The following is a 20922-nucleotide window of genomic DNA, read 5'->3' as shown; positions in this document are numbered from 1 at the left end:
CGCCGCTCAGCCGCCGAAGCCGAACGAGTGCAGGCCGTGCTCGTCACTCAGCCGGCGGCTCAGCTCGGCGCCGCGGACGCTCGTCCCCTGCTCGTCGATCGGCGGGCTGAACACCGCCGCCCCGAGCCGGTTCGGTGCCGACAGGACGATGGCGCCCGAGACGCTCGACTTGGCCGGGACGCCGACGCCGCGCATCCACCGGCCCGATCCGTCGTAGACGCCGCAGGTCGACATGACCGACACCACGTCGCGGGCGACCCGGGCGTTGACGACCTGCTCGCCGGTCACCGGGTTGCGCCCACCGAACGCGAGCGTCGCGCCCATCACGGCGAGGGCCTCCGTGTCGACCAGCACCGAGCAGGCCCGGGCGTAGAGCGCGACCGCCTCGTCGGCCGTCCGCTCGAGCGTGCCTTCCGATCGCATCAGGTGTGCCAGAGCGTGGTTGCGGTCTCCGTGCAACTGCTCGGACTCGCTGACCTCGCGGTCGTAGTCGAGCTCGCGCCCGGCGAAGGCTCCGAGGCCCGACAGGATGCGCGTCGTGCGCTCGTCGCAGGTGTCGCCGTCGACGAGGTTGGCCGTGAGCAGGGCTCCGGCGTTGACCATCGGGTTCGGCGGCCGTCCGGTGCCACCCTCGAGCTTGATCGCGTCGAACGCTTCGCCGGTCGGCTCGATGCCGACCTGGTCGAGCGCAGCTCCGCCGGTGTCGGCAAGGGCCAGCGCGAAGAGGAACGGCTTGACCGCCGACTGGATCGAGAACGAGTGACCGGAGTCGCCGGCGGCGACCACCTCGCCTGTGGGCCGCACCACGGCGACCCCGAACAACTCGGGGTCGGCCTCGGCGAGCTGGGGGATGCTGTCGTCCACCGCGCCTCCTCGGGTCGACAGGACGGAGGCGCGCAAGTCCTCGAGGGACGCGGCCTCGGACGACGAGGTGGGGGACGGCATGCCTCCACCCTGACAGGCGGAGGCCCGTGCGTCCGGACCCGCGACCCGTCCCCCGCGACGGGGGCCGGGTAGGCGCCGGGCCTCGGGGATCACGCGATGTCTCGGTCGTCAACCCCTACCGCTGTCAGGTCGCGTGGCTAGCCTGCACCTCGTGGAGCCGCACAGGGGCGGGCCGCGAGAGGGGCGACGATGGTCAACGAGGGCGGCAGGGGCCGGTCGGGGACGACCTGGCCCGGGCGGGGGCCCGTGGCGAGCGCACTCGACCTGCGGCTCGACGCCGTCGGCCGGGGCCGCTGGCGCGTCGTGGACGTCCGACGCTCCGAGCGCGGCGCCCTCGTCGTCGTCGGCACGGTCGCCCGGACGGAAGCCGGCTACGAACTCGTCCTCGCCGTCGCCCCCGAGCGCCGCTGGTGGTGCACCGACCTCTCGAGCGCCCTCGACACCGTCGTCCGCGCCTCCTGGAACACCCGCTAGCCCCCTCTAGCACCCTCGGCGGTCGAGTGGTCCCGAATCGTGGTTCGGGGGCGCGTGAAGGACGTTTCGCGACCACTCGGGCGCGAAACGCGATGCGGATCAGGAGGCGCGGGTCGTCACGGCCACGCGAGCGGGTGTGAATGAGACGCGCACGGGCGACCCCGGCTCGCGTCGCTCGTCGGCCCGGTGGTCGACCACCAGCAGCGTCTCGGCGTCGACGCGCACGCGGGTGCGGCACACGGCCCCCAGGAACGACACCGACTCGACGACCCCCGCGAGCCCGCCCTGCTCGACGAACGACACGTCCTCCGGCCGGACGTAGGCCCACACCGGTCCCTCGGGCGGTGTCCCCACGACCGGCACCTCGGGGCAGCCCGCGAGCCGCACCAGCGTGCCGACGACCTCGCCCGACACCCGGTTGCTCGTGCCGACGAACTCGGCGACGAACGCGGTCGCCGGGGCCGAGTAGAGCTCTTCGGGCGTCCCCACCTGCTCGATCGCCCCGGCCCGCATGACGGCGACACGGTCGGCGACGGCCAGGGCCTCCTCCTGGTCGTGGGTGACGAACAGGGTCGTGATCGACAGCTCGCGTTGGATGCGTCGGATCTCGTCCCGCAACTGCACCCGCACCCGGGCGTCGAGCGCACTGAGCGGTTCGTCGAGCAGCAGCACCCGGGGGCGGGTGACCAACGCCCTGGCCAGGGCGACACGCTGCTGCTGGCCGCCCGAGAGCTGGTGGGCGTAACGGTCGCCGAGGTCTCCGAGCCCGACCAGGTCGAGCATCTCGACCGCACGGTCCGCCCGGGACCCCTTGTCGACGCGACGCATGCGCAGCCCGAACTCGACGTTCTGCCGCACGGTCAGGTGCGGGAAGAGCGAGTACGCCTGGAACACCATGCCGACGTCGCGGCGGTGCGTCGGCACGCCCACCACGTCGCGGCCGTCGATCGTGACGCGGCCGCCCGTGACGTCCTCGAGCCCGGCGAGGCTTCGCAGCGCGGTCGTCTTGCCGCAGCCCGACGGGCCGAGCACGGCGACGAGCTCGCCCGGCTGCAGCTCGAGGTCGAGTCCGGTCAGGGCGCGGTGTCCGGCGAACTGCTTCGTCACGTCGTGGAACGCCACGGCGGCCCCGACGCTCGCGGTCGGACTCGCGACGGAGGGGCGGGGGAGCGTGGCGGTCACGAGAGGGCCTTCCGGGAGGGGATCGGGCGGGTGGCGCCGAGGGCTCCGACACGGCCGATGACGAGCAGCAGCACGAACGCGAAGCCCAGCGAGACCAGGGCGAGGATGACGGCGGCGTAGGGGTCGGACCGTGACACCTGCACCAGGGCGGTCTGCAGGTTCACGCGGTTCAGCAGCGAGGCGATGGTGAACTCGCCGAGCACCACGGCGACGGTGATGAACGCCGCCGCGAGCAGGCCCCGGCGCAGGCTGGGCACGACGACGAGGGCCATCGTGCGAGGCCAGCTGGAGCCGAGGGTGCGCGCGGCCTCGGTCAGGGTGCGGAGGTCGGTGGCCGCGAGGTCCGACTGCACCGCACGGTAGGCGTAGGGCAGCACCGTGACGCCGTAGGCGAGCGCGAGGGTCCAAGCGCCCGAGCCGGCCACCCGCGAGACGACCGAGTAGACCGGCGCCAGGCCGACCACGAGCACGATCGCGGGCACCGTGATCGGCACGAGGCAGACGAACTCGAGCGGGCGCACCAGACGCGGGTAGCGCAGGTGCACGAGCACCATCGCCGGCACCAGCAGCACGAGCACGAGCAGCGCCGAGACGACGGCGAGCAAGAGCGAGTTCGTCACCCCCTCGACGAGGTTGCGGTACATCCGCTCGTTCTCGGGGTCGACGATCGCCAGCCAGTGGCCCAGGTCGTGCCCGGTGCCATCGGCGCTGCGCAGCGAGAACGCGACCATCGCCGCGATCGGCACGGCGAAGAGGGCCCCGACGACGATCAGGGCGGTGCGGCGCGCGACGGTGCCCGCGCCTCCTGGGCTCGTCGACCGCGGAGCGCTCGTCGACCGCGTCACGTCCCCCGACCGGGCGCTCATCGCTGCCACCGCTCGGTGCGACGCTGCAGCACCGAGTAGCCCGTCATGAGCACGGCCATGACGACGACCATGCCGAGCGCGAGAGCGCCCGCGACGTTCTCGCGGCCGAGCACGGTCTCGCTGATCAGTGCCGCGCGGATCTGCAGCGGCACGATCTGCGCACCCTGGCTGATCAGGGCGGCGGCGGTGGCGTACGACGAGAAGGCGTTGGCGAAGAGCAGCAGCAGGCTGCCGACGAACGCGGGGGCGAGCACCGGGACGACCACGCGGACGAGGTGCTGCCACCGGGTGCCGCCGAGCGTGGCGACGGCCTCGCTCCACTGCGGGCGGAGGCCGCTGACAGCCGGCATGAACGTGATCACCATCAGCGGCACCTGGAAGTACAGGTAGGGCAGCAGCAGCCCGGGCACCTGGTAGAACCAGACCCCGTCGGCGTAGAGGTCGACGCCGGCGACGTCGATCAGCAGCCGGGTGACGACGCCCTGGATGCCGATGGTCGCGATGAACGCGAAGGCGAGCATCACACCGCCGAACTGGGCGAGCACGCTCGACGCGGCGTCGATCGCGGTGCGGACGGCGCCGTCCGGGCGCACCGAGGTGAGCCCCCAGCAGACGACGGCGCCGACGACGGCACCGGCCACGGCGGTCACGGCCGAGACCGCGGCCGAACTCGCGAAGGCCCGGACGATCAGCGGATCGCCCAGCGCGGCGAGATTGTCCAGGGTGGGGGTGCCGTCGCCGTCGACAAAGCCCGTGCCGAGGGCGAGCAGGCACGGCACGATCAAGAAGACGAGCACCCAGACGGCGAACGGGGTCAGTCCCCACCACGCCGCCGGACGGCGCCGACCCCGTGAGGGGCCGACGCCGTCGGAGGACGAGGAGGCGCGGGTCGACAGGTCGCCCCGGCCCCCCTCGTGTACCGACCGCACGTCGGCGGTCGTGTCCGCCGCGCGGGTCGACGTCGTCACGATCAGCCGATCGCCGTGGCCCAGGAATCGGCCAGGACCTTCGAGGCGGCCTCGGTCTGCTCGGCCGTGAACTGCACGGTGTCGGCGGGCTGCTCGCCGACCTTCTCGAGGGCGTCCTGGTCGACCGTGCCGGCCTCGGTCATCGCCGCGAGGCGCACGGGGTAGGCGCCGGCCGCGAGGTAGAGGTTCTGCGCGTCGTCGCTCATGACGTACTCCTGCCACAGGCGGGCCGCGGCCGGGTGCGGTGCGTCCACGTTGATCGCCTGGTTGTAGTAGCTGCCGAGGGCGGTGCCGGGCAACACGGCGGTCTTCCAGTCGCGTCCGCCGGCATCGGCCGCCGCGGCCAGGTTGTTGTAGCTCCAGTCGAAGACGACGGGCGTCTCGCCCGAGGCGATCGTCGCCGGGGTCGGGTCGGTGGGCAGGAAGTTGCCCGCGTCGGCCAGCTTCGAGAACCAGTCGACGCCCGCGCTCACGTCGTCGGCGCCGCCGCCGGACTGCAGCGCGGCCCACTCCACGGCCGCGGCCGCGGCACCGGCCTGGGTCGGGTCGCCGTTGATCGCGACCTTGCCCTTGTAGTCGCCACCGAGCAGGTCGTCCAGGCTCTCGGGGGCGGGCACGGCGTCGGCGTCGTAGCCGACCGACATCAGGCCGGTGTAGTCGTAGACCCACCTGCCGTCGGCGTCCTTGTGGTCGTCGGCGATGTCGCCCCAGGTCGACACCTTGTAGGGCGCGAACTGGTCGAGGTTCGCGAGCGTCACGGCCGAGCCGAGGTCGAAGACGTCGGGAGCGGTGTCCTGACCCTTCAGGTTCTGGGCGGCCGTGATCTCCTCGGCACTCGAGACGTCAGGGCTGTCCGAGTTGACGGTGATGTCGTACTTCTCCTCGAACCCGTCGATGATCTTCCCGTAGTTCGCCCAGGTGTCGGGCAGGGCGATCACGTTGAGCTCGCCCTCGGCCTGTGCGGCTTCGACCAGGGCGTCCATGCCGCCGAAGTCCTCGGCGCTGGTGGCGGTGGCGGCGTCGGTGCCGTTCGCCGCGCCTCCTGCGCCGTCGGCGTCGGCGTTCGCCGAGCAGCCGGTCAGGGCGAGGGCGGCGATACCGAGGGTGGCGGCCGAGACGAGCAGGCGCTTGTCGATCATGCGGTGGGGTCCTTCGGGTGCGGGGCCGGGGTTCGCCGGGAGCGGCGACGGGGGACCGGACGGCCCGCTGGGCACGCTAAGGAGGCGCGGCGACGTCCCGGGGGAGGCCGCGTGAACGAGGGGCGAACAGGGGGTGGCGGGGCGTGGGGTGTGCGGCGTGAGGTGTGAGGTGCGGGTGCGGCGCGTGGCTGGGCACCGCCGAGTGGACACGACACCGCGGTACGACTCGGCGTGGTGTCCACTCGGCGGCGTGTTGGTCGGGAGAGGTGCAGGCCGGGTCAGCGGGCGCCGGCGACGGCGGTGAGGGCTACCTCGGCGGCCCCGGCGACGAGGGCGTCGTCGTAGGTCGCGGCCGGGTCGTTGCGCGTGGTGAGCACCGAGATGACCACGGGGTCGCCCGACGGGGGGACCACGATCGCGACGTCGTTGCGGATGCCGCCCGCGCCTCCGGACTTGTCGGCTACCTGCCAGCCGTCGGGGGCTCCGGCGCGGATCAGGGTGTCGCCGGTGGCGTTGCCCGACATCCACTCGAGCAGGGTGGCGCGGTCGTCGGCGGCGAGCCAGTCGCCGTCCGTGACGCGGGCGAGGGTCGCCGTGAAGGCCGCCGGCGTGGTCGTGTCGGCCGTGCTGCCCGGGGTGAGCGTGTTCAGCTCGGGCTCGGAGTGGACGACGTCGGTGACGTCGTCGCCCTGCGCGGCGAGGGCGGCGTCGAGCCCCCGGGGCCGCCGAGCTCGGTCAGCACGAGGTTCAGGGCGGTGTTGTCGCTCTGCCGCACGGCCGCCTCGGCCAGCTGTCGCAGCGGCAGCCCGTCGGCGACGTGCTCGCTGGTCAGCGGGGAGTACCCCGCGGCGTCGACCTCGGCCTGGGTCCAGGTGACGACGCGGTCGAGGTCGGCGTCGTCGGTCGCGTCGAGCAGGGCCGCCGCGGCGAGGACCTTGAGGCTCGACGCGTAGCCGAACCGCTCGTCGGCCCGGTGGGCGAGGGTGGCGCCCGAGCCGGTGTCGAGCACGCTCAGGCCGATCCGCGCGTCGTAGCGCGCCTCGAGGTCGGTCAGGGCGGCCTCGACCTCGGTGGTCGAGAGGTCGGGCGGGGCGATCGGGCTGGGCAGGGGGACCGGGGTGTCGCTCGTGCTCGGGGTGACCGTCGGGGTCACCGAACCGGGTGACGCGCAGCCGGTCAGGCCGAGGCCGAGGCCGAGGGCGGCGGCGGTCAGGAGGGTCGTCGTCTTCGTCGTCCGTGAGATCACCCCTCCAGTCTCGCCGATGCCCCGGGAGGCGCGGGTCCGCTCGACGTCGAGAGGCCGGGGTTGCGGCCCCTGGGTGAGGTTAGGCTAACCTAAGCGCGTGACCACCGACCTGCCCGCCGAGGCCACCGCACCCGCCGCACCCGCCTCGGCCGCCCTCCGGGCCGAGGACGTCTCGGTCGCCTACGACGGCGTGGACGTCGTCCACGCGGCCGGCATCGACCTGCGTCCCGGCTGCGTCACCGCGCTCGTCGGCCCGAACGGCAGCGGCAAGTCGACCCTGCTGCGCACCCTCGCCCGCCTGCAGAAGCCGCGGACGGGCACGCTGACCCTCGCCGCGCCTCCTGCGAGAGTCGAGTGGTCCGAGAACGTCGTTCGTGCACACGGGAAGGACGATTCGGGACCACTCGACCGGCCGAGCGCGAGCCCGGGCGAGGACGTCGACGGGTTCGAGTTGTCGCTGCGGCAGTTCGCCCGCCGTGTGGCGCTGCTGACGCAGGGGCGCCCGACACCCGGGGGCCTCAGCGTGCGCGACGTGGTCGACTTCGGCCGCTACCCGCACCGGGGCCGCTGGGGGCGCTCCGACCCCGACGGCCCCGCCGCCGTCGACCGCGCGCTCGAGCTGACCGGCGTGGCCGACCTCGCCGACCGTGGCGTGGACCAGCTCTCGGGCGGCCAGCTGCAGCGCGTCTGGCTCGCCAGTTGCCTCGCGCAGGACACGGGGGTGCTGCTGCTCGACGAGCCCACGACCTACCTCGACCTGCGCTACCAGGTCGAGCTGCTCGACCTGGTGCGCGACCTGGCCGACTCGGGCCGCATCGCTGTCGGCGTCGTCCTGCACGACCTCGACCAGGCCGCCGCGCTCGCCGACCGCATCGTCGTGCTGAGCGAGGGCCGCATCGTCGCCGAGGGCGACCCCGGGGACGTGCTGACACCGCGCCTCCTGACCGACGTCTGGGGCATCCGCATCGACGTCGACACCGACCCCACGACCGGCCACCTGCGCACCCGCGCGATCGGCCGACACCACGCCCGGGCCGAGACGCCCGTCCGATGAGAGAGGCACCACCTGTGACCCAGCGCCTGTTGACGACGCCCCGCCACACCCCGACCGCCGGCGGCCCCGCCCGCCGCCCGGCCCGCCGACTGCTGACGGTCACCGCCGTCGCCGCCGCGGCGGCCCTGACCCTCGCCGGCTGCGGCACCACCGAGTCGGCCGACGCCGGCCCGACCTCGGGCAGTGGCGAGCAGATCACCCTGACCGACGGCACGGGGGCCGAGATCACCCTCGACGGCCCGGCGACGAAGGTCGTCGGCACCGAATGGAACGTCGTCGAGGACCTCGTCGCCCTCGGCGTCGAACCCGTGGGCGTCGCCGACGTGAAGGGCTACAGCGAGTGGGACTCGGCCGTGCCGCTGACCAACGAGCCGACCGACATCGGCACCCGGGGCGAGCCGAGCCTCGACACCGTCGCGTCGCTCGCCCCCGACCTGATCGTCGCGACCGACGGCCTGAGCGCCGACGCCGTGACGCAGCTCAAAGAGATCGCTCCCGTGCTGCAGATCACCTCGGCCGACGCCTCGCGCCAGATCGAGCACAGCATGGACAACCTCGACCTCATCGCCAAGGCCACCGGCACCGAGGACAAGGCGACCGAGGTGAAGAAGGAGTTCACCGACGCCGTCGCGTCAGGCACGAAGGCCCTCGCCGACGCCGGGCTCGCGGGTCAGCCCTTCGCCTTCGCCGACGCGTACGTCGACGCCGGGCAGGTCAGCATCCGCCCCTACGCCGAGGGCTCGCTGGTCTCCGACGTCACCGAAGAGCTCGGGCTCACCAACGCCTGGACCGTCGAGGGCGACGAGGCGTACGGCCTCGCCACGACCGACGTCGAGGGCCTGACGCAGCTGCCGGCCGGCGTGCAGTTCCTCTACATCGACAACACGGCCGCCGGTGCCGACGACCCGTTCGCGGTGTCGCTCGCCTCGAACGCCGTGTGGACGTCGCTGCCGTTCGTGCAGTCCGGTGACGTGCACCGTCTCGACGACGGCATCTGGATGTTCGGCGGTCCCGCCGCGATGACCGCCTACGTCGACTCGCTGGTGTCGACCCTGACGAAGTAGCGCCCGCACCGTGAGCACCACCGTCACCCCCACCGACCCCGCGCCGCCCCGGCTCGGCGAGCCCCCTGCCGGGCCCGACGAGCGCGCACTCCGTGCGGCACGAGCCCGGGAGGCGCGGCTCGCCGCCCCCCGCCGGCTCACGCTCGGGTCGGTGGGCGTGACGGTCGCGCTGGTCGCCGTCGTCGTGGTGCTCGCCCTCGTCGACGTCACGCAGGGCACCGCCGACGTCGGCGCCCGCCAGGTCTGGCAGGCGCTGACCGGCACCGCGACGGCAGGTGACGCGTCCGTGGTGGTGGCCTCGCGCCTCCCGCGGATGCTCGCCGGCCTGCTCGTCGGCGTCGCCCTCGGAGCGGCCGGGGCCGCCCTGCAGCAGATGAGCCGCAACGTGCTCGCCTCGCCCGACACCCTCGCCGTGAACGCCGGCGCCTACGTCGCCCTCACGATCGCCGCCGTCACCGGACTCAGCCTGCCCCTGCTGGCGTCCTCCGGCGTCGCGTTCGTCGGCGGGCTGCTCGCCGCAGGGCTCGTGCTCGCGCTGTCCGGCCTGGGAGCCGGCACCGTGCGGCTCGTGCTCGCCGGCAGCGCCCTCGCCCTCGGCCTCGCCTCGGTCACGAGCGCCCTGTTGCTGCTCTTCCCGCAGCAGACCGCGGGCCTCTACGCCTGGGGACAGGGCAGCATCTCGCAGAACGGCTTCGACGGTGTCGTCCAGCTCGCCCCGGTGATCGTGGTCGGACTGCTCGTGCTCGTCGTCGTGAACGTCCGCATCGACGCCCTCGCCCTCGGTGACGACGCCGCCCGCAGCGTCGGCGTCGACGTCCGCACCACCCGCGTGGTGACCGTGTTCGCGGCCGTGCTGCTCTCGGCCTCCGCGGTCACCCTCGCGGGCCCGATCGGCTTCGTCGGCCTCTGTGCCCCCGCCCTCGTCCGGCTGCTGCGTCGGGCCGTGCCCTCGGTCCGCCGGTTCCTCGTCCTGCTCCCGCTCGCGGGCCTCGCCGGGGCGGCCCTCGTGCTCGGCGCCGACGTGCTGCTGCGTGCCCTGGTCGGTGCCGAGACCTCGGTGCAGGTGCCGACCGGCGTGGTGACCTCGCTGCTCGGAGCCGTCTTCCTGGTCGTGCTGGCGTTCCGCGCCCGCGACCACGGCGGCGTCACCCCCACCGACCGGCACCCCGTGGTCTCGCGTCGGCGTTTCACGGTGGTGCTGCTGGTCGTCGCGGCCGCGCTCGTCGCCGTCGTGCTCGGCTCGGTGCTGCTCGGCGACGCCAAGCTGCTGCTCGGCGACGTGGCGAACTGGGCCGCCGGCCGCTCGGGCCGCGTCGTCACCTACGTCCTCGACACGCGCGTCCCCCGGGTCGTGGGGGCGCTCGCCGCTGGCGCCGCGTTGGCCCTAGCCGGCACGCTCGTGCAGGCCGTCACGCGCAATCCCCTCGCCGAGCCGGGCATCCTCGGCGTGACGGGCGGTGCCGGCCTCGGCGCCGTGCTGCTCGTCACGACCGTGCCGCTCGCGACCGGCTGGGGCGTCGCCGGGGCGGCGTTCGCGGGAGCCGTCCTGGCGGCCGTGATCGTGTTCGGCCTGGCCTCCCGAGGGGGCTTCCCGCAGAACCGGCTCGTGCTGATCGGCATCGGCGTCTCGACGGCGACGGCGGCCGCGATCAGCCTGCTGATCGTCCTGACCGACCCGTTCAACGGCGCCAAGGCGCTCACCTGGCTGTCCGGTTCGACCTACGGCCGCACGCTGGACGACGTCGTGCCGGTGTCGCTGGTGCTCGTCGCCGCCCTCGTCGTGGTCGTGCTGCTGCGTCGTCGCCTCGACCTGCTCGGGGTGGACGACGACACCCCGCGCCTCCTCGGGGTCTCGCTCTCGCGGTCGCGGCTGGTGTTCCTGTCGCTGGCGGTGCTGCTCACGGCGACGGCCGTGTCCGCCGTCGGCGTGGTCGGGTTCGTCGGGCTCGTCGCCCCGCACGCGGCCCGGTCATTGGTCGGAAGGCGCCACGCCCGGGTGCTGCCCGTCGCCGTGCTGCTCGGCGCGGTGCTGGTGTGCGCCGCCGACGTGCTCGGCCGCACGGTGATCGCTCCGGCGCAGCTCGGCGCCGGCCTGCTGACCGCCGTCATCGGCACGCCGTACTTCGTCTGGCTGCTCTGGCGCGGGCGGGGCGCCACGAGCTGACACCCCCACGCCCGTGCCGGTCGAGTGGGCGGAAGGTGCCCTTCCCGCCTCGACGAAGGGCCGTTCCTGCCCACTCGACCCGCGCCTCCCGGGGTGGCGAGGTCAGGAGGCGCGGCGCAGGACCCCAAGCAGCACCAGCCCCGCGACGCCCCCGGCCAGGTACCCGAGCAGGTCGGTCGCCGCGAACGTCGAGCCGAGCACCCACGCCGCGGGCGGGAACGCCGCCGTCGCGGCTGCGGGCAACCCGGTCAGCTGCAGCAGTTCGACGCCGACCGAGACCGCGGTCGCCGTCGCCGCGAGGGCGAGCCCGGGCAGACGCGGCGCGACCAGCGCGAGCAGCAGGGCGAGCAGCACGGTGTAGAGCGCCGAGCCGAGGAGGTCGCCGGCCAGCCCCGGAACGACCAGCGTCGCGACGACGCCGAGGGCGACGGTCGTGGCCGCCGCGATCGCCGTGACGCTCCGGGCTCGTCGTCCACGCCCGTACCGCCCGCGCCCAGGGTCGAGTGGTCCCGAACCGTCCTTCGACGCAGCCGGAAGGACGCTTCGCGACCACTCGACGCGCGGACTCACGAGAGGCACCCGGTCTGGACGCCGAACGACAAGCCGTCGGCCGTGCCCCGGATGCTCGCCGACTCGATGCCGTCGGCCCGGTCGGGAGGCGCGGACCAGTAGTCACGACCCATGGCCCGGCCGGCCTGGTGGAACCCGTCGGCCGACCAGCCGTCGACGACCGCGTCGAACGGGCCCTGCGCGTCGTCGTAGACGGTGAACACGGGCACGACCACCGAGCCGACCACCCGGGTGCCGTACTCGGTCTCGCAGAGTTCGCGTCGGGTCTCGACCTCGGCCGGCACCCCGGTCGATGCCACGGACGCCTCGACGTACGCCCGCACGGCGGCCTCCTGCTCGGGCAGCTCGGCGACGGGGCCCTCGTTGACGAACGGGTCCTCGCCGACGTCGCCCGGCTGGGGCTCGGGGCCGTCATCGGGTTCGGGCGCGCCGGGAGGCAGACCGATCCAGCCGGTGATCGACGTGGTCGCCCGGGGTCGCCGCACCGAGAACTCGGTGCGGCGGGCGACCCCGGCGTCGGCCTGGTCGTCGGTCGCCCCGACCAGGCCGGCGACCACGGTGTCGGGATCATAGGCCGAGACGCCCAACGACGGGCGAGTGCTCCCGGCGGCCTCTCCGGGCACGAAGGCCAGGTCGGTGACGCCGTCGAGCGCGAGGACGGCGTCGATCGTCGCGAGCATCGTCGGTGACGGCGAGGTCGGGGTCAGTGCCACCGACGGAGGGACGGACATCGTGTTCGCGGCCTCGTCGAGGCGGAGGGCGAAGGTCGGGCCGGCCGTGCCGAGGTGCGGCTGGACGGCGGCCGCGGCGGTCGCGAACGAGCTCCCGGGTGCGACGACCGCCGAGTAGGCGTAGCGGGTGGTGTCGACGGAGGCGAGGGTGCTCTCGCCGCGCAGGGCGTCCGCCAGCCCCACCTGGACCTCCGACCTCGGATCGAGGGTGACCGGGGCGAGGCCCGGGACGCCGGGGACGTCGAGGTCGATGTCGAGGGCCGCGCCCGTGACGCCCTCGCCCACCGCGTGGTCGATGCGGGCCGCCACCCCGAGGTCGGGACCGTCGGCGACGACGTCGACGTATGCATCCCAGGTGAAGGGGTCGTCCTTCGCGTCGCGCTGCTGCAGTCGGGTCTCGACCGAGGCGACGCCGTCGATCGCCTCGATCCGATCGGTCAGCTCGGCCAACGACTCCTCGGAGCCCTCCGGCGGCGGTTCGGCGAAGAAGCACGAGGTGAGGCCGCACACGACGAGTGCGGCAGCCACCGGTGCCGCGATCGCCCGGCGCAGGGTTCGGAAGGCCATCCGTCGAGCCTAGGGACGAGCCCCTCGGCCCGCGTCCCCCTCGGGGACCACACCGTGCGCCCGGAGGACGATGCCGGCCGGCCGACGCGACCCGCGCCTCCGGGGCCGGGGGCTCAGGAGGCGCGGGTCGCGGGAGGCGCGGGTCGCGAAAGCTGCGTCAGGCCGCGTCGACCACGCGCGAGACGTCGGCCCCCACGCGCTCGCCGGCGACGGCACCCGACAGCCCGGCGCTCGCCAGGAAGCGGTCGGCCGTGCGTAGGCCGAGGGCCATGATCGTCAGCGCCGGGTTGGCGACGACGGCGCTCGGGAAGACCGAGTTGTCGGCGATCCAGAGGTTCGGCACGTCGAAGCTGCGCCCGTCGGGGTCGACCACGGCCGTCGACGGGTCGGTGCCCATGCGGCAGGTGCCGATCGTGTGCGCCGTGCGGGCCAGCACCCTGATGTCGCGCCCGCCGGCCGCCTCGACGATCGCGGTCATCGTCTCGACGGCGTGGTCGTCGATGGCCTTCTCGTTGTCGCCCGGCGTGAACGTGACGACCACCTTGGGCATGCCGAACTCGTCGACCTCGTCGGACAGGGTCAGCCGGTTCTGCTCGCTCGGCAGGCACTCGGCGTTGATGCCGACACCGGCCATGAACCGGTAGTCGTCGAGGGCCTTCACGAGCTCGGGGCCCCAGAGGCCGGCACCTCGCGCCAGGGTCGTCGCCAGCGTCAGCGGCATCGCCCCGAGGCTCTGGATCAGGTAGCCGCCGACGAAGTCGACGCCCTCGGGCCGCATCGTGTCTTCGGTGATGATCGACGACGGGTAGCCGCGGTAGCCGCGCATCTCGGTGTCGAAGGTGCCCCAGACCTGGGTGGCCCCGTGGGCCATGAAGTTGCGTCCGACCTGGTCGCTGCTGTTGGCGATGCCGGTGTGCAGCAGCAGGCGCGGCGTCTCGACCCCGCCCGCGCAGAGGAAGAGCGCGGCGGTGCGCTGGCGGTGCTCGACGCCGTCTCGGACGTAGACCACGGCCGACACCTCGCCGGCCTCGTCGAGCTCGATGCCCGTGACCATCGACTCGGGACGGATCTCGGCGCCGTTCGCGACGGCCATCGGCAGGTAGCTGGTGTCCATGCTGACCTTCGCGCCGCTGCGGCACCCCTGGTGGCAGCTGCCGCAGCCGACGCAGGCCGGGCGGGTGCCGACGTGCTCCTGGCGCCAGTCACGGCTGACCAGGGCGGCGGGGGCGTCCGTCGCCCGGATGCCCAGGGCCTCGCAGCCGCGGATCATCATGTCGCTCGACGCGTTGCGTGCGGGCGGCGGCATCAGGTACGAACGGGAGGGATCCCACGGGTAGTCGGCCGGGCCCGAGACGCCGACGAAGTGCTCGACCTCTTCGACGTACCCGATCAACTCGGCGTGGTCGACGGGCCAGTCCTCGCCCTTGCCGGTCAGCGACTTGAGCTTGAGGTCTCGCTCGTCGGGGCGCGGCGTGAACGCACCCCAGTGCAGGGTCGAGCCACCGACGCCCTTGCCGCTGTTGTTCTGGCCGAAGGCGGTCGGGGTCTCGCCGCCGCTCAGGCGCTCGTCCATCCAGTTGATCTGGACGGCTTCGATCTCGTCCTGTGTGTACTCCTCGGGCTCGAAGTTGCGACCGGCCTCGAGGGCGACGACCTTGAGCCCCTGCAGGGCGAGCTTCGCCAGGATCGGCGCACCACCGGCGCCCGTTCCGATCACGACCGCGTCGACGACCTCGGACTCGTCGTAGGTGCGTTGTCCGTCGAGCTTCATCGGGTGACCTCCATGGCTGGTTCCCAGCCCTCTCGTTGGCCGGCGCCGAGCCGGCTGAATCCTTGCAGGGCGCGACCGGCACGGCCGTTCGCGAAGCCGTCGAAGCCGATGCGTTCCATCGTCGCGGGGTGGGCGAGCCAGAGCTTGACCAGGTCGACTCGGCAGTCCTCGAACCACGCGGTGAGCTGTTCGACCGAGAAGGGGTGGGCCTCGTCGGCGCTGGGCTGGTCGGTGCTGCCCGGGGTGCCGCCGGTGAGCCCGGCGTCGCCCTGGTCGCCGCCGTGGTGCGAGTCGCCGCCGCCGCTGTCGCCGACCGTCTCGAGGGTGTCGTCAGGGTCGCCGGCGACGATCGCGGCGAGACGCTCGTCTTGCTGCTCGGGCGTCAGGTCGGTGAAGTCGGCGAGGGCGTCGAGACCCAGCGCGTAGGCCTCGGGGTCGCTCGGCAGGTCGGCGTTGCGCCAACCGTCGCCGTAGCCCGCGGCCAGCTGGGCGTCGACCCGGGCGGCGAGGTCGATCGAGTGCGCGGGGTCTTCTTGCGGTACGACGCGGGCGGCGACGGCTCGCAGCGTGGTCAGCTGGGCCTCGGTCAGCACCGTCGGGGCGTAGCGCGGGTCGTCGGCGACGGCTCGCTTCGCGAGGATGCCGCGCGTGTTCGACGCGGTGCGGCTCGACGCCATCACGCGGGCGAAGTCGTCGGACATCACGGGAGCCCGCCCGGCGTCGTCGTGCCAGAAGTCGGCGATGGCCGAGGCGACCTCGGTCGGGCGCTCGAGCGGCAGCAGATGGCCGGCACCCTCGAGGGTCAGGTGGGTGGCACGCGGGTAGACGCCGCCGTTCAGGCGGCGTTGGGCGTCCTCGCCGAGTGGCCCGTCGGCACCCCCGGCGACGATCAGGGCGGGAAGATCGAGCGTGCCGACCTCGGCCGACCAGTCCTCTCGGCTGCCGCGGTCGAACCAGGCGGTCCACGCCTCGGGGGAGGCGCGGTGCAGGTCGGCGAGGGCCTGGTCGTCGAGCACCGACGGGAGCGGTGCCCCGACGTTGTCGTCCACGAAGGAACGCGCCGTCTCGGCGTCGAGGGGACCGTCGGCGGCCGCGGCGATCATCTGCTCACGGTTCGCCTCGCTCATCGGCTCGGGCGACGGCGGGGAGGCCGCGAGCAACACGACCCCCGCGAGGCCGAAGAGCCCGCCCTGACCGGCGAGCGTGCGGGCGCCGACGATGGAGGCGATCTTGCCGCCCATGCTGTGGCCGACGAGCAGCCATCGCGTGGCGCCGTGGCGGCGGATCTGCCGAGTGACCTGGCGCACCATGTCGTCGACGGTCACCCCGTCGGCGGTCGTGGCGTCGCCGAAGCCGGGCAGGTCGAGCGAGACCACCTCGAACTCGTCGCCGAGCGCCTCGGTCAGGGGGCCGAACTCGAGCCGGCTCATGCCGAGGGCGTGCAGGCAGAACAGGGTGGGGCGGGTGGTGGCGGTGTCGCTGGTCACTCGGACTCCTCGGAGAAGACGTGGTGCCGGGCGACGTCCCCCGTCGCCCCGGCATCCTCGACGCTACGTCCCGCCACCGTCATCGGGCCGAATGAGGGCGTGCGAGACGAGCCGGTGGTACGACTGTCTGCCCGCGGTCGCGGGTCGGGACGCTGGGAGGCGTACCCCGCCGACCCGCGCCTCCTGGTTCTGTCGGAGGCGCCGAGCGGGCAGAAGGTGCCGTCCGCCCCCGTCGGAAGGGCAGTCCCTGCCCACTCGCCGACCGAGAGCCGAGGAGGCGCGGCGGCGGATGCTCAGGAGTCGCGCCTTGTGCGCGCCCCGTCCGCCCGGGAGGATGGTCGGATGGAAACCGTCATCATCGCCCTCATGGTCATCGGGTCGATCGTCGTCATCTTCGGCATCGTCTTCTTCTTGGTCGCGGCAGTGCTGCCCTCCCGTGCCCCGCGCGCCGACCGCCGTGGCCGCGGCGCCCGCCCGGCCGCCCGCACCCGCTAGCCCGCGCCACCCGCCCTTCGGGTCGAACCATCGACGTGGCGTCGAACCACCGATATGCGTGGTTCGACGCCACATCTGTGGTTCGACGTTGCCTCCCTCGTCGGGGCAGGGGCCGCCGTCAGCGGCGGCGGGGCACGACCATCGGCGACCCGGTCACGGGGTCCGGCACGACGACACAGGGCAGGTCGAACACGTCGGTGACGAGTCGTTCGGTCAGCACCTCGGTCGGGGTGCCCGTGGCCACCACGTCGCCGTCGGCCATCACGATCAGGTCGGTCGCGTACCGTGCCGCCTGGTTCAGGTCGTGCAGCACGGCGACCACGGTCGTGCCCTGCCCGTGCAGCCGCGCGAACAGGTCGAGCAGGTCGTATTGATGCGCGATGTCGAGGTAGGTCGTCGGCTCGTCGAGCAGCAGCACCGGCGTCTGCTGAGCGAGGGCCATCGCCACCCAGACGCGTTGGCGTTGCCCACCCGACAGCTCGTCGACCGGCACGTCGACCAGCTCGGTGAGGTCGGTCTCGGCCAGGGCCGCGTCGACGGCCTCGCGGTCGGAGCCGGTCCACTGCCGGAAGAGCCCCTGATGCGGGTAGCGACCGCGCGCGACGAGCTCGGCGACCGTGATGCCGTCGGGTGCGGTCGAGGTCTGCGGCAACAGGCCGACGATGCGGGCGACCTCTTTCGCCGGCACGCCCGCGAGCTCGCGTCCGTCGAGAAGGACCGAGCCCGAGCGGGGCTTCAGGAGGCGCGCGAAGGCCCTCAGCAAGGTCGACTTCCCGCAGGCGTTCGGTCCGACGATGACCGTGAACGAGCCGTCGCGCACGTCGGCGTCGACGGCCTCGCTGACCGTGCGGCGGTCGTAGGCGAGATGCGCCTGCCGGGCGACGAGACGGGGCGGGCGGGTGGCATCGGCGTTCACGCGGACCTCCGGGATTCCGAGACGAGCAACGTGATCAGGTAGACGCCGCCGATCACGAGGGTGACGAGGCCGACCGGCACCGGGTTGGCGGCCACGTGCTGGGCGACCAGGTCGGCGACGAGCAGCAGCACCCCGCCGACGAGCCCGCCGGCCACGAGCGGCACCCCGGCCGACCGCACCAGGCGTCGGGCCAGTTGTGGCGCGGCCAGGGCCACGAAGGCGATCGGTCCGGTGCTGGCGGTCACCACGGCGGTCAACGCGACGCCCACCACGACCAGCGCCAGGCGTGACCGCTCGGCGCGGAGGCCGTGCGACCGGGCGGCGTCATCGCCTAGCTCGAGCTGTCGCAGCGGACGGGACAGACCCATGACGAGCGGGGTCAGCACGGCGAGCAGCACGAGCGCGGGCACCAGCTGTTTCCAGCCGACCAGTGCGAGCGAGCCCGCCCCCCAGAACGACGCGGTCAGGGCGACCTCGGTCTGCGCACGCAGCAGCAGCCAGCTGTTGACCGAGTGCAACAGCGCCGTGACGCCGATGCCCACGATGATCAGCCGCAGCCCGTGCACCCCGCGGCGGTAGGCCAGCAGGTAGACGACCAGCGCCGTCACGAGTCCGCCGATCAGGGCGCCGGCCGCCGTGCCGATCGTCGAGGCCGCGCCCGAGACGATCACGACGATCGCCCCGGTGTAGGCCCCGGTCGAGAAGCCGATCACGTCGGGCGAGCCCAACGGGTTGCGGGTCAGTGACTGGAAGATCGTGCCCGAGACGCCCAGCGCCGCTCCGAAGACCAGGGCCGCGAGCACCCGGGGCAGTCGCCAGTTCAGCACGATGGTCGAGGCGAACCCGTCGCCGCCGAACAGGGCCCGCACGACCTCGGCCGGGCTGAGCGGGTAGTCGCCGATGCCGAGCGAGACGATCGTCACGACGACGGCCACCACGACCAGTGCCGGTGTCGCCGTGCGCCGCCGCCCACCGGCCGACCGCCACGAGCGCAGGAGGCGCGGGCCGATACCCGGGGACCCCGGCGTCGTCCGCGTGCCCGGCTCGGTCGCCCGCGTCACGCGCCACCCACCCGTCGGCGTCGGGCGATGGCGATCAGCACGGGCGCGCCGATGGCAGCCGTGACGAGTCCTGCGGCCAGCTCGCCCGGGGGCGCGACCACGCGGCCGAGAACGTCTGCGAGCAGCAGCAGCACGGGCCCGAGCACGGCCGAGAGCGCCGTGATCCACGGTTGGCTGGGTCCGACCACGCCCCGTGCGGCGTGCGCGACCATGAGCCCCACGAAGGCGACGGGCCCGACCACCGCGGTCGCGCCTCCTGCCAGCAGGGTGACGAGGACCAATGAGACGACGCGCACCGCGGGCACCGAGACCCCGACCGACGCGGCGTGCTCGTCACCGAGCGCGACGGCGTCGAGCGGGCGCGAGGCGATCAGGGCGACGACGACCCCGGCCGCGACGAAGGGCAGCACGGTGAGCACGGGCTCCCAGCCGCGGTCGGCGAGCGACCCGACCTCCCAGGCGCGGACGGCGTCGAACCGACGGGGGTCGGCCAGCACGATCGACGAGGTGATGCCCGCGAGCACCGACCCGAGCGCGAGACCGGCGAGGGTCAGGCGGGCAGGGCCACCGCCTCCTCGTCCGGCGCCGCCGATGAGGGCGACGGCCACGGTGGCGACGCCCGCGCCGACGAACGAGAACCAGACCCAGCCGCTCGCCGAGGTGACCCCGGCGAAGCCGACCGCGAGGGCCACGGCGAAGGCGCTGCCCGAGGTGACGCCGAGGATGCCCGGGTCGGCCAGCGGGTTGCGTGTCACGGCCTGGACGACGGCGCCCGCGACCCCGAGACCTGCCCCGGCCACGATCGCGGCCACCGTGCGCGGCAGGCGGAGGTCGAGCACGGCGGTGGCGTCGGCGGTGTCGCGGCTCGAGGCCCCCGAGAGGATGCGCACCACCTCGTCGAAGGCGACCGGCCGCGCGCCGACGGCGAGGCCGAGCACGACGGCGAGGGCCAACAGGGCGAGGGCGCCCACGAGGGCGAGGAGGCGCGTGCGGGTGCGCCGGGAGCCTCGCGTCGGTCGCGGGGCGCGGCCGACCGTGAGCGCTCGGGGCATCGCCATGATGATTAGCTTAGGCTACCCTCACTTGGAGTCGTGCCGGGTGTCACCCGTCTCGACCCCCGCACTCGACCTTCCGCCCGACCCCACGTCACAGCACCGACGTCACAGCCCCGAGGAATCCATGCGCAAGACACTCTCGATCGCCGCCGCCCTGACGGTCGTCACCCTCGCCCTGGCCGGCTGCTCGGCCGGCACCGACACCGACGACGCCGCCGGTGGCACCTCGGGCGGGTCGGGCGCGTTCCCCGTCTCGATCGACACGAAGTTCGGCGAGGTGACCGTCGAGAAGAAGCCGACGCGCGTCGTCGCGCTCGGCTGGGGCGACGCCGAGGCCGCGCTCGCTCTGGGCGTGCAGCCCGTGGGGGCGTCGGACTGGCTGGCCTTCGGCGACGAGAACGACGGCGTCGGCCCCTGGGCGCAGGGTCTCTACGACCAGGCCCCCGAGATCATCGGCACCCTGGAGCCCTCGTACGAGGCGATCGCGGCCCTCGAGCCCGACGTGATCCTCGACACGAAGAGCTCGGGCGACCAGGAGCGCTACGACCGCCTGTCGAGCATCGCCCCGACCGTCGGAGTGCCCGAGGGGGGCGACAGCTACCTGACCGACTTCGAGGACCAGATGGAGCTCGTGTCGAAGGCGCTGGGAGAAGAGGCCAAGGGCGAGCAGCTCGTCGACGAGAACGAGAAGGCCGTCGAAGCCGTCGCCGCCGCCCACCCCGAGTGGGAGGGCAAGACGATCACCGCCGCCACCAAGACCAGCGAGGGCTGGGGCGCCTACGTCGAGGACAGTGAGCGCGTCGACCAGCTCGAGGCGCTCGGCTTCGAACAGAACCCCGCCATCACGGCGCTGAAGCCGAACGCCGGCGGCTTCTCGGTGTCGATCTCGAGCGAACAGCTCGACCAGATCGACGCGGACGTCATCGTGGCGTTCCCGATCTACATCGACACGACCGAGATCACCGACGACCCGCAGTGGAAGGCCCTCGCGGCCGTCCGGGACGGCCACGCCGTCGTCATCGACGGTGACGTCGCCGCCGCGTACTCGCTCGGCTCGGCACTCTCGCGTCAGTACGCGCTCGAGAAGCTGGTGCCGCTCCTCGAGGGCGCCACGAAGTAGTCGCGGCTCGCGGCTCGCGGCTCGGCGAGCAGGGCGGGCGGGTTCGG

Annotated in this window: 19 protein-coding genes and 1 pseudogene; 6 read left to right on the top strand and 14 right to left on the bottom strand. The window is 73.6% G+C overall.

Annotated features, from left to right (window positions below; all coding sequences use genetic code 11):
* Positions 1-6: 6 nt before the first annotated feature.
* Positions 7-945, bottom strand: a complete 939-nt coding sequence (gene glsA / locus HRF36_RS06425) for a glutaminase A (protein WP_173208138.1) — start codon at positions 943-945, stop codon at positions 7-9.
* Positions 946-1134: 189 nt separating this feature from the next.
* Here glsA and HRF36_RS06420 point away from each other — a divergent pair, with 189 nt between their 5' ends.
* Complete coding sequence (locus tag HRF36_RS06420; RefSeq protein ID WP_217271078.1) at positions 1135-1419, top strand: hypothetical protein; 285 nt, start codon at positions 1135-1137, stop codon at positions 1417-1419.
* Between the two features lie 99 nt (positions 1420-1518).
* Here the strand turns inward: HRF36_RS06420 and HRF36_RS06415 are convergent, their stop codons facing one another.
* The 6 genes and pseudogenes from HRF36_RS06415 to HRF36_RS16130 all read right to left on the bottom strand — a co-directional run bounded on the left by HRF36_RS06415 (position 1519) and on the right by HRF36_RS16130 (position 6727).
* Complete coding sequence (locus HRF36_RS06415) at positions 1519-2601, bottom strand: ABC transporter ATP-binding protein (RefSeq protein ID WP_173208132.1); 1083 nt, start codon at positions 2599-2601, stop codon at positions 1519-1521.
* Complete coding sequence (locus tag HRF36_RS06410; RefSeq protein ID WP_173208129.1) at positions 2598-3467, bottom strand: ABC transporter permease subunit; 870 nt, start codon at positions 3465-3467, stop codon at positions 2598-2600. The genes HRF36_RS06415 and HRF36_RS06410 overlap by 4 nt, the downstream gene beginning before the upstream one ends.
* Complete coding sequence (locus HRF36_RS06405) at positions 3464-4435, bottom strand: ABC transporter permease (protein ID WP_371740053.1); 972 nt, start codon at positions 4433-4435, stop codon at positions 3464-3466. Before HRF36_RS06405 ends, HRF36_RS06410 begins: the two co-directional genes overlap by 4 nt.
* Positions 4436-4437: 2 nt before the next feature.
* Complete coding sequence (locus HRF36_RS06400) at positions 4438-5574, bottom strand: ABC transporter substrate-binding protein (protein ID WP_173208126.1); 1137 nt, start codon at positions 5572-5574, stop codon at positions 4438-4440.
* A 278-nt stretch (positions 5575-5852) separates the two neighbouring features.
* Positions 5853-6227, bottom strand: a pseudogene (locus HRF36_RS16135) (serine hydrolase); the annotation flags it as partial.
* On the bottom strand, positions 6221-6727 hold the full coding sequence (locus tag HRF36_RS16130; RefSeq protein WP_371740132.1) for a serine hydrolase: 507 nt from the start codon (positions 6725-6727) through the stop codon (positions 6221-6223). The gene HRF36_RS16130 and the pseudogene HRF36_RS16135, both read right to left, overlap by 7 nt.
* A gap of 190 nt (positions 6728-6917) precedes the next feature.
* Here HRF36_RS16130 and HRF36_RS06385 point away from each other — a divergent pair, with 190 nt between their 5' ends.
* The 3 genes from HRF36_RS06385 (at position 6918) to HRF36_RS06375 (ending at position 11102) form a co-directional block, all read left to right on the top strand.
* Entirely contained in the window at positions 6918-7874 is a 957-nt protein-coding gene (locus HRF36_RS06385) for an ABC transporter ATP-binding protein (RefSeq protein WP_371740052.1), read from the top strand.
* 89 nt (positions 7875-7963) lie between these two features.
* Positions 7964-8938: an iron-siderophore ABC transporter substrate-binding protein gene (locus HRF36_RS06380; protein WP_254281187.1), complete on the top strand. Its 975-nt coding sequence runs from the start codon at positions 7964-7966 to the stop codon at positions 8936-8938.
* Positions 8939-8948: 10 nt separating this feature from the next.
* Positions 8949-11102 (top strand): iron ABC transporter permease, encoded by a 2154-nt coding sequence (locus HRF36_RS06375; RefSeq protein ID WP_173208118.1) that lies wholly within the window; start codon positions 8949-8951, stop codon positions 11100-11102.
* A gap of 102 nt (positions 11103-11204) precedes the next feature.
* On the opposite strand, the gene HRF36_RS16240 is transcribed toward HRF36_RS06375, so the two are convergent.
* The 4 genes from HRF36_RS16240 to HRF36_RS06355 form a co-directional block, all read right to left on the bottom strand.
* Positions 11205-11672 (bottom strand): DUF2809 domain-containing protein, encoded by a 468-nt coding sequence (locus HRF36_RS16240; protein ID WP_173208115.1) that lies wholly within the window; start codon positions 11670-11672, stop codon positions 11205-11207.
* Complete coding sequence (locus tag HRF36_RS06365) at positions 11669-12970, bottom strand: hypothetical protein (RefSeq protein ID WP_173208112.1); 1302 nt, start codon at positions 12968-12970, stop codon at positions 11669-11671. The genes HRF36_RS16240 and HRF36_RS06365 overlap by 4 nt, the downstream gene beginning before the upstream one ends.
* A 157-nt stretch (positions 12971-13127) precedes the next feature.
* On the bottom strand, positions 13128-14741 hold the full coding sequence (locus tag HRF36_RS06360; protein WP_173208109.1) for a GMC family oxidoreductase: 1614 nt from the start codon (positions 14739-14741) through the stop codon (positions 13128-13130).
* Positions 14738-16228, bottom strand: coding sequence for an alpha/beta hydrolase (locus tag HRF36_RS06355; protein WP_173208107.1), 1491 nt, complete (start codon positions 16226-16228; stop codon positions 14738-14740). The genes HRF36_RS06360 and HRF36_RS06355 overlap by 4 nt, the downstream gene beginning before the upstream one ends.
* Before the next feature lie 342 nt (positions 16229-16570).
* On the opposite strand from HRF36_RS06355, the gene HRF36_RS06350 reads away from it, so the two are divergent.
* A complete protein-coding gene (locus HRF36_RS06350) occupies positions 16571-16723 on the top strand; it encodes a hypothetical protein (RefSeq protein ID WP_173208104.1) in 153 nt (50 codons plus the stop codon).
* A 118-nt stretch (positions 16724-16841) separates the two neighbouring features.
* Here HRF36_RS06350 and HRF36_RS06345 read toward each other — a convergent pair whose 3' ends face one another.
* The 3 genes from HRF36_RS06345 to HRF36_RS06335 are packed head-to-tail and all read right to left on the bottom strand — an operon-like array spanning position 16842 to position 19758.
* Positions 16842-17639 (bottom strand): ABC transporter ATP-binding protein, encoded by a 798-nt coding sequence (locus HRF36_RS06345; RefSeq protein ID WP_371740051.1) that lies wholly within the window; start codon positions 17637-17639, stop codon positions 16842-16844.
* Positions 17636-18700, bottom strand: coding sequence for an iron chelate uptake ABC transporter family permease subunit (locus HRF36_RS06340; protein ID WP_173208101.1), 1065 nt, complete (start codon positions 18698-18700; stop codon positions 17636-17638). The genes HRF36_RS06345 and HRF36_RS06340 overlap by 4 nt, the downstream gene beginning before the upstream one ends.
* Entirely contained in the window at positions 18697-19758 is a 1062-nt protein-coding gene (locus HRF36_RS06335; protein ID WP_173208098.1) for an iron ABC transporter permease, read from the bottom strand. Before HRF36_RS06335 ends, HRF36_RS06340 begins: the two co-directional genes overlap by 4 nt.
* A gap of 121 nt (positions 19759-19879) precedes the next feature.
* Here HRF36_RS06335 and HRF36_RS06330 point away from each other — a divergent pair, with 121 nt between their 5' ends.
* The gene (locus HRF36_RS06330) at positions 19880-20875 is read left to right on the top strand and encodes an iron-siderophore ABC transporter substrate-binding protein (RefSeq protein ID WP_173208095.1); all 996 of its coding nucleotides are present in this window, start codon (positions 19880-19882) and stop codon (positions 20873-20875) included.
* Positions 20876-20922: the final 47 nt, after the last annotated feature.

This window comes from Frigoribacterium sp. VKM Ac-2836 (genome assembly GCF_013248995.1).
In the GTDB taxonomy this organism is placed as follows: Bacteria; Actinomycetota; Actinomycetes; order Actinomycetales; family Microbacteriaceae; genus Frigoribacterium.
The sequence above is the reverse complement of the archived record's forward strand: the minus strand, read 5'-3'. Positions and strand labels throughout refer to the sequence as shown.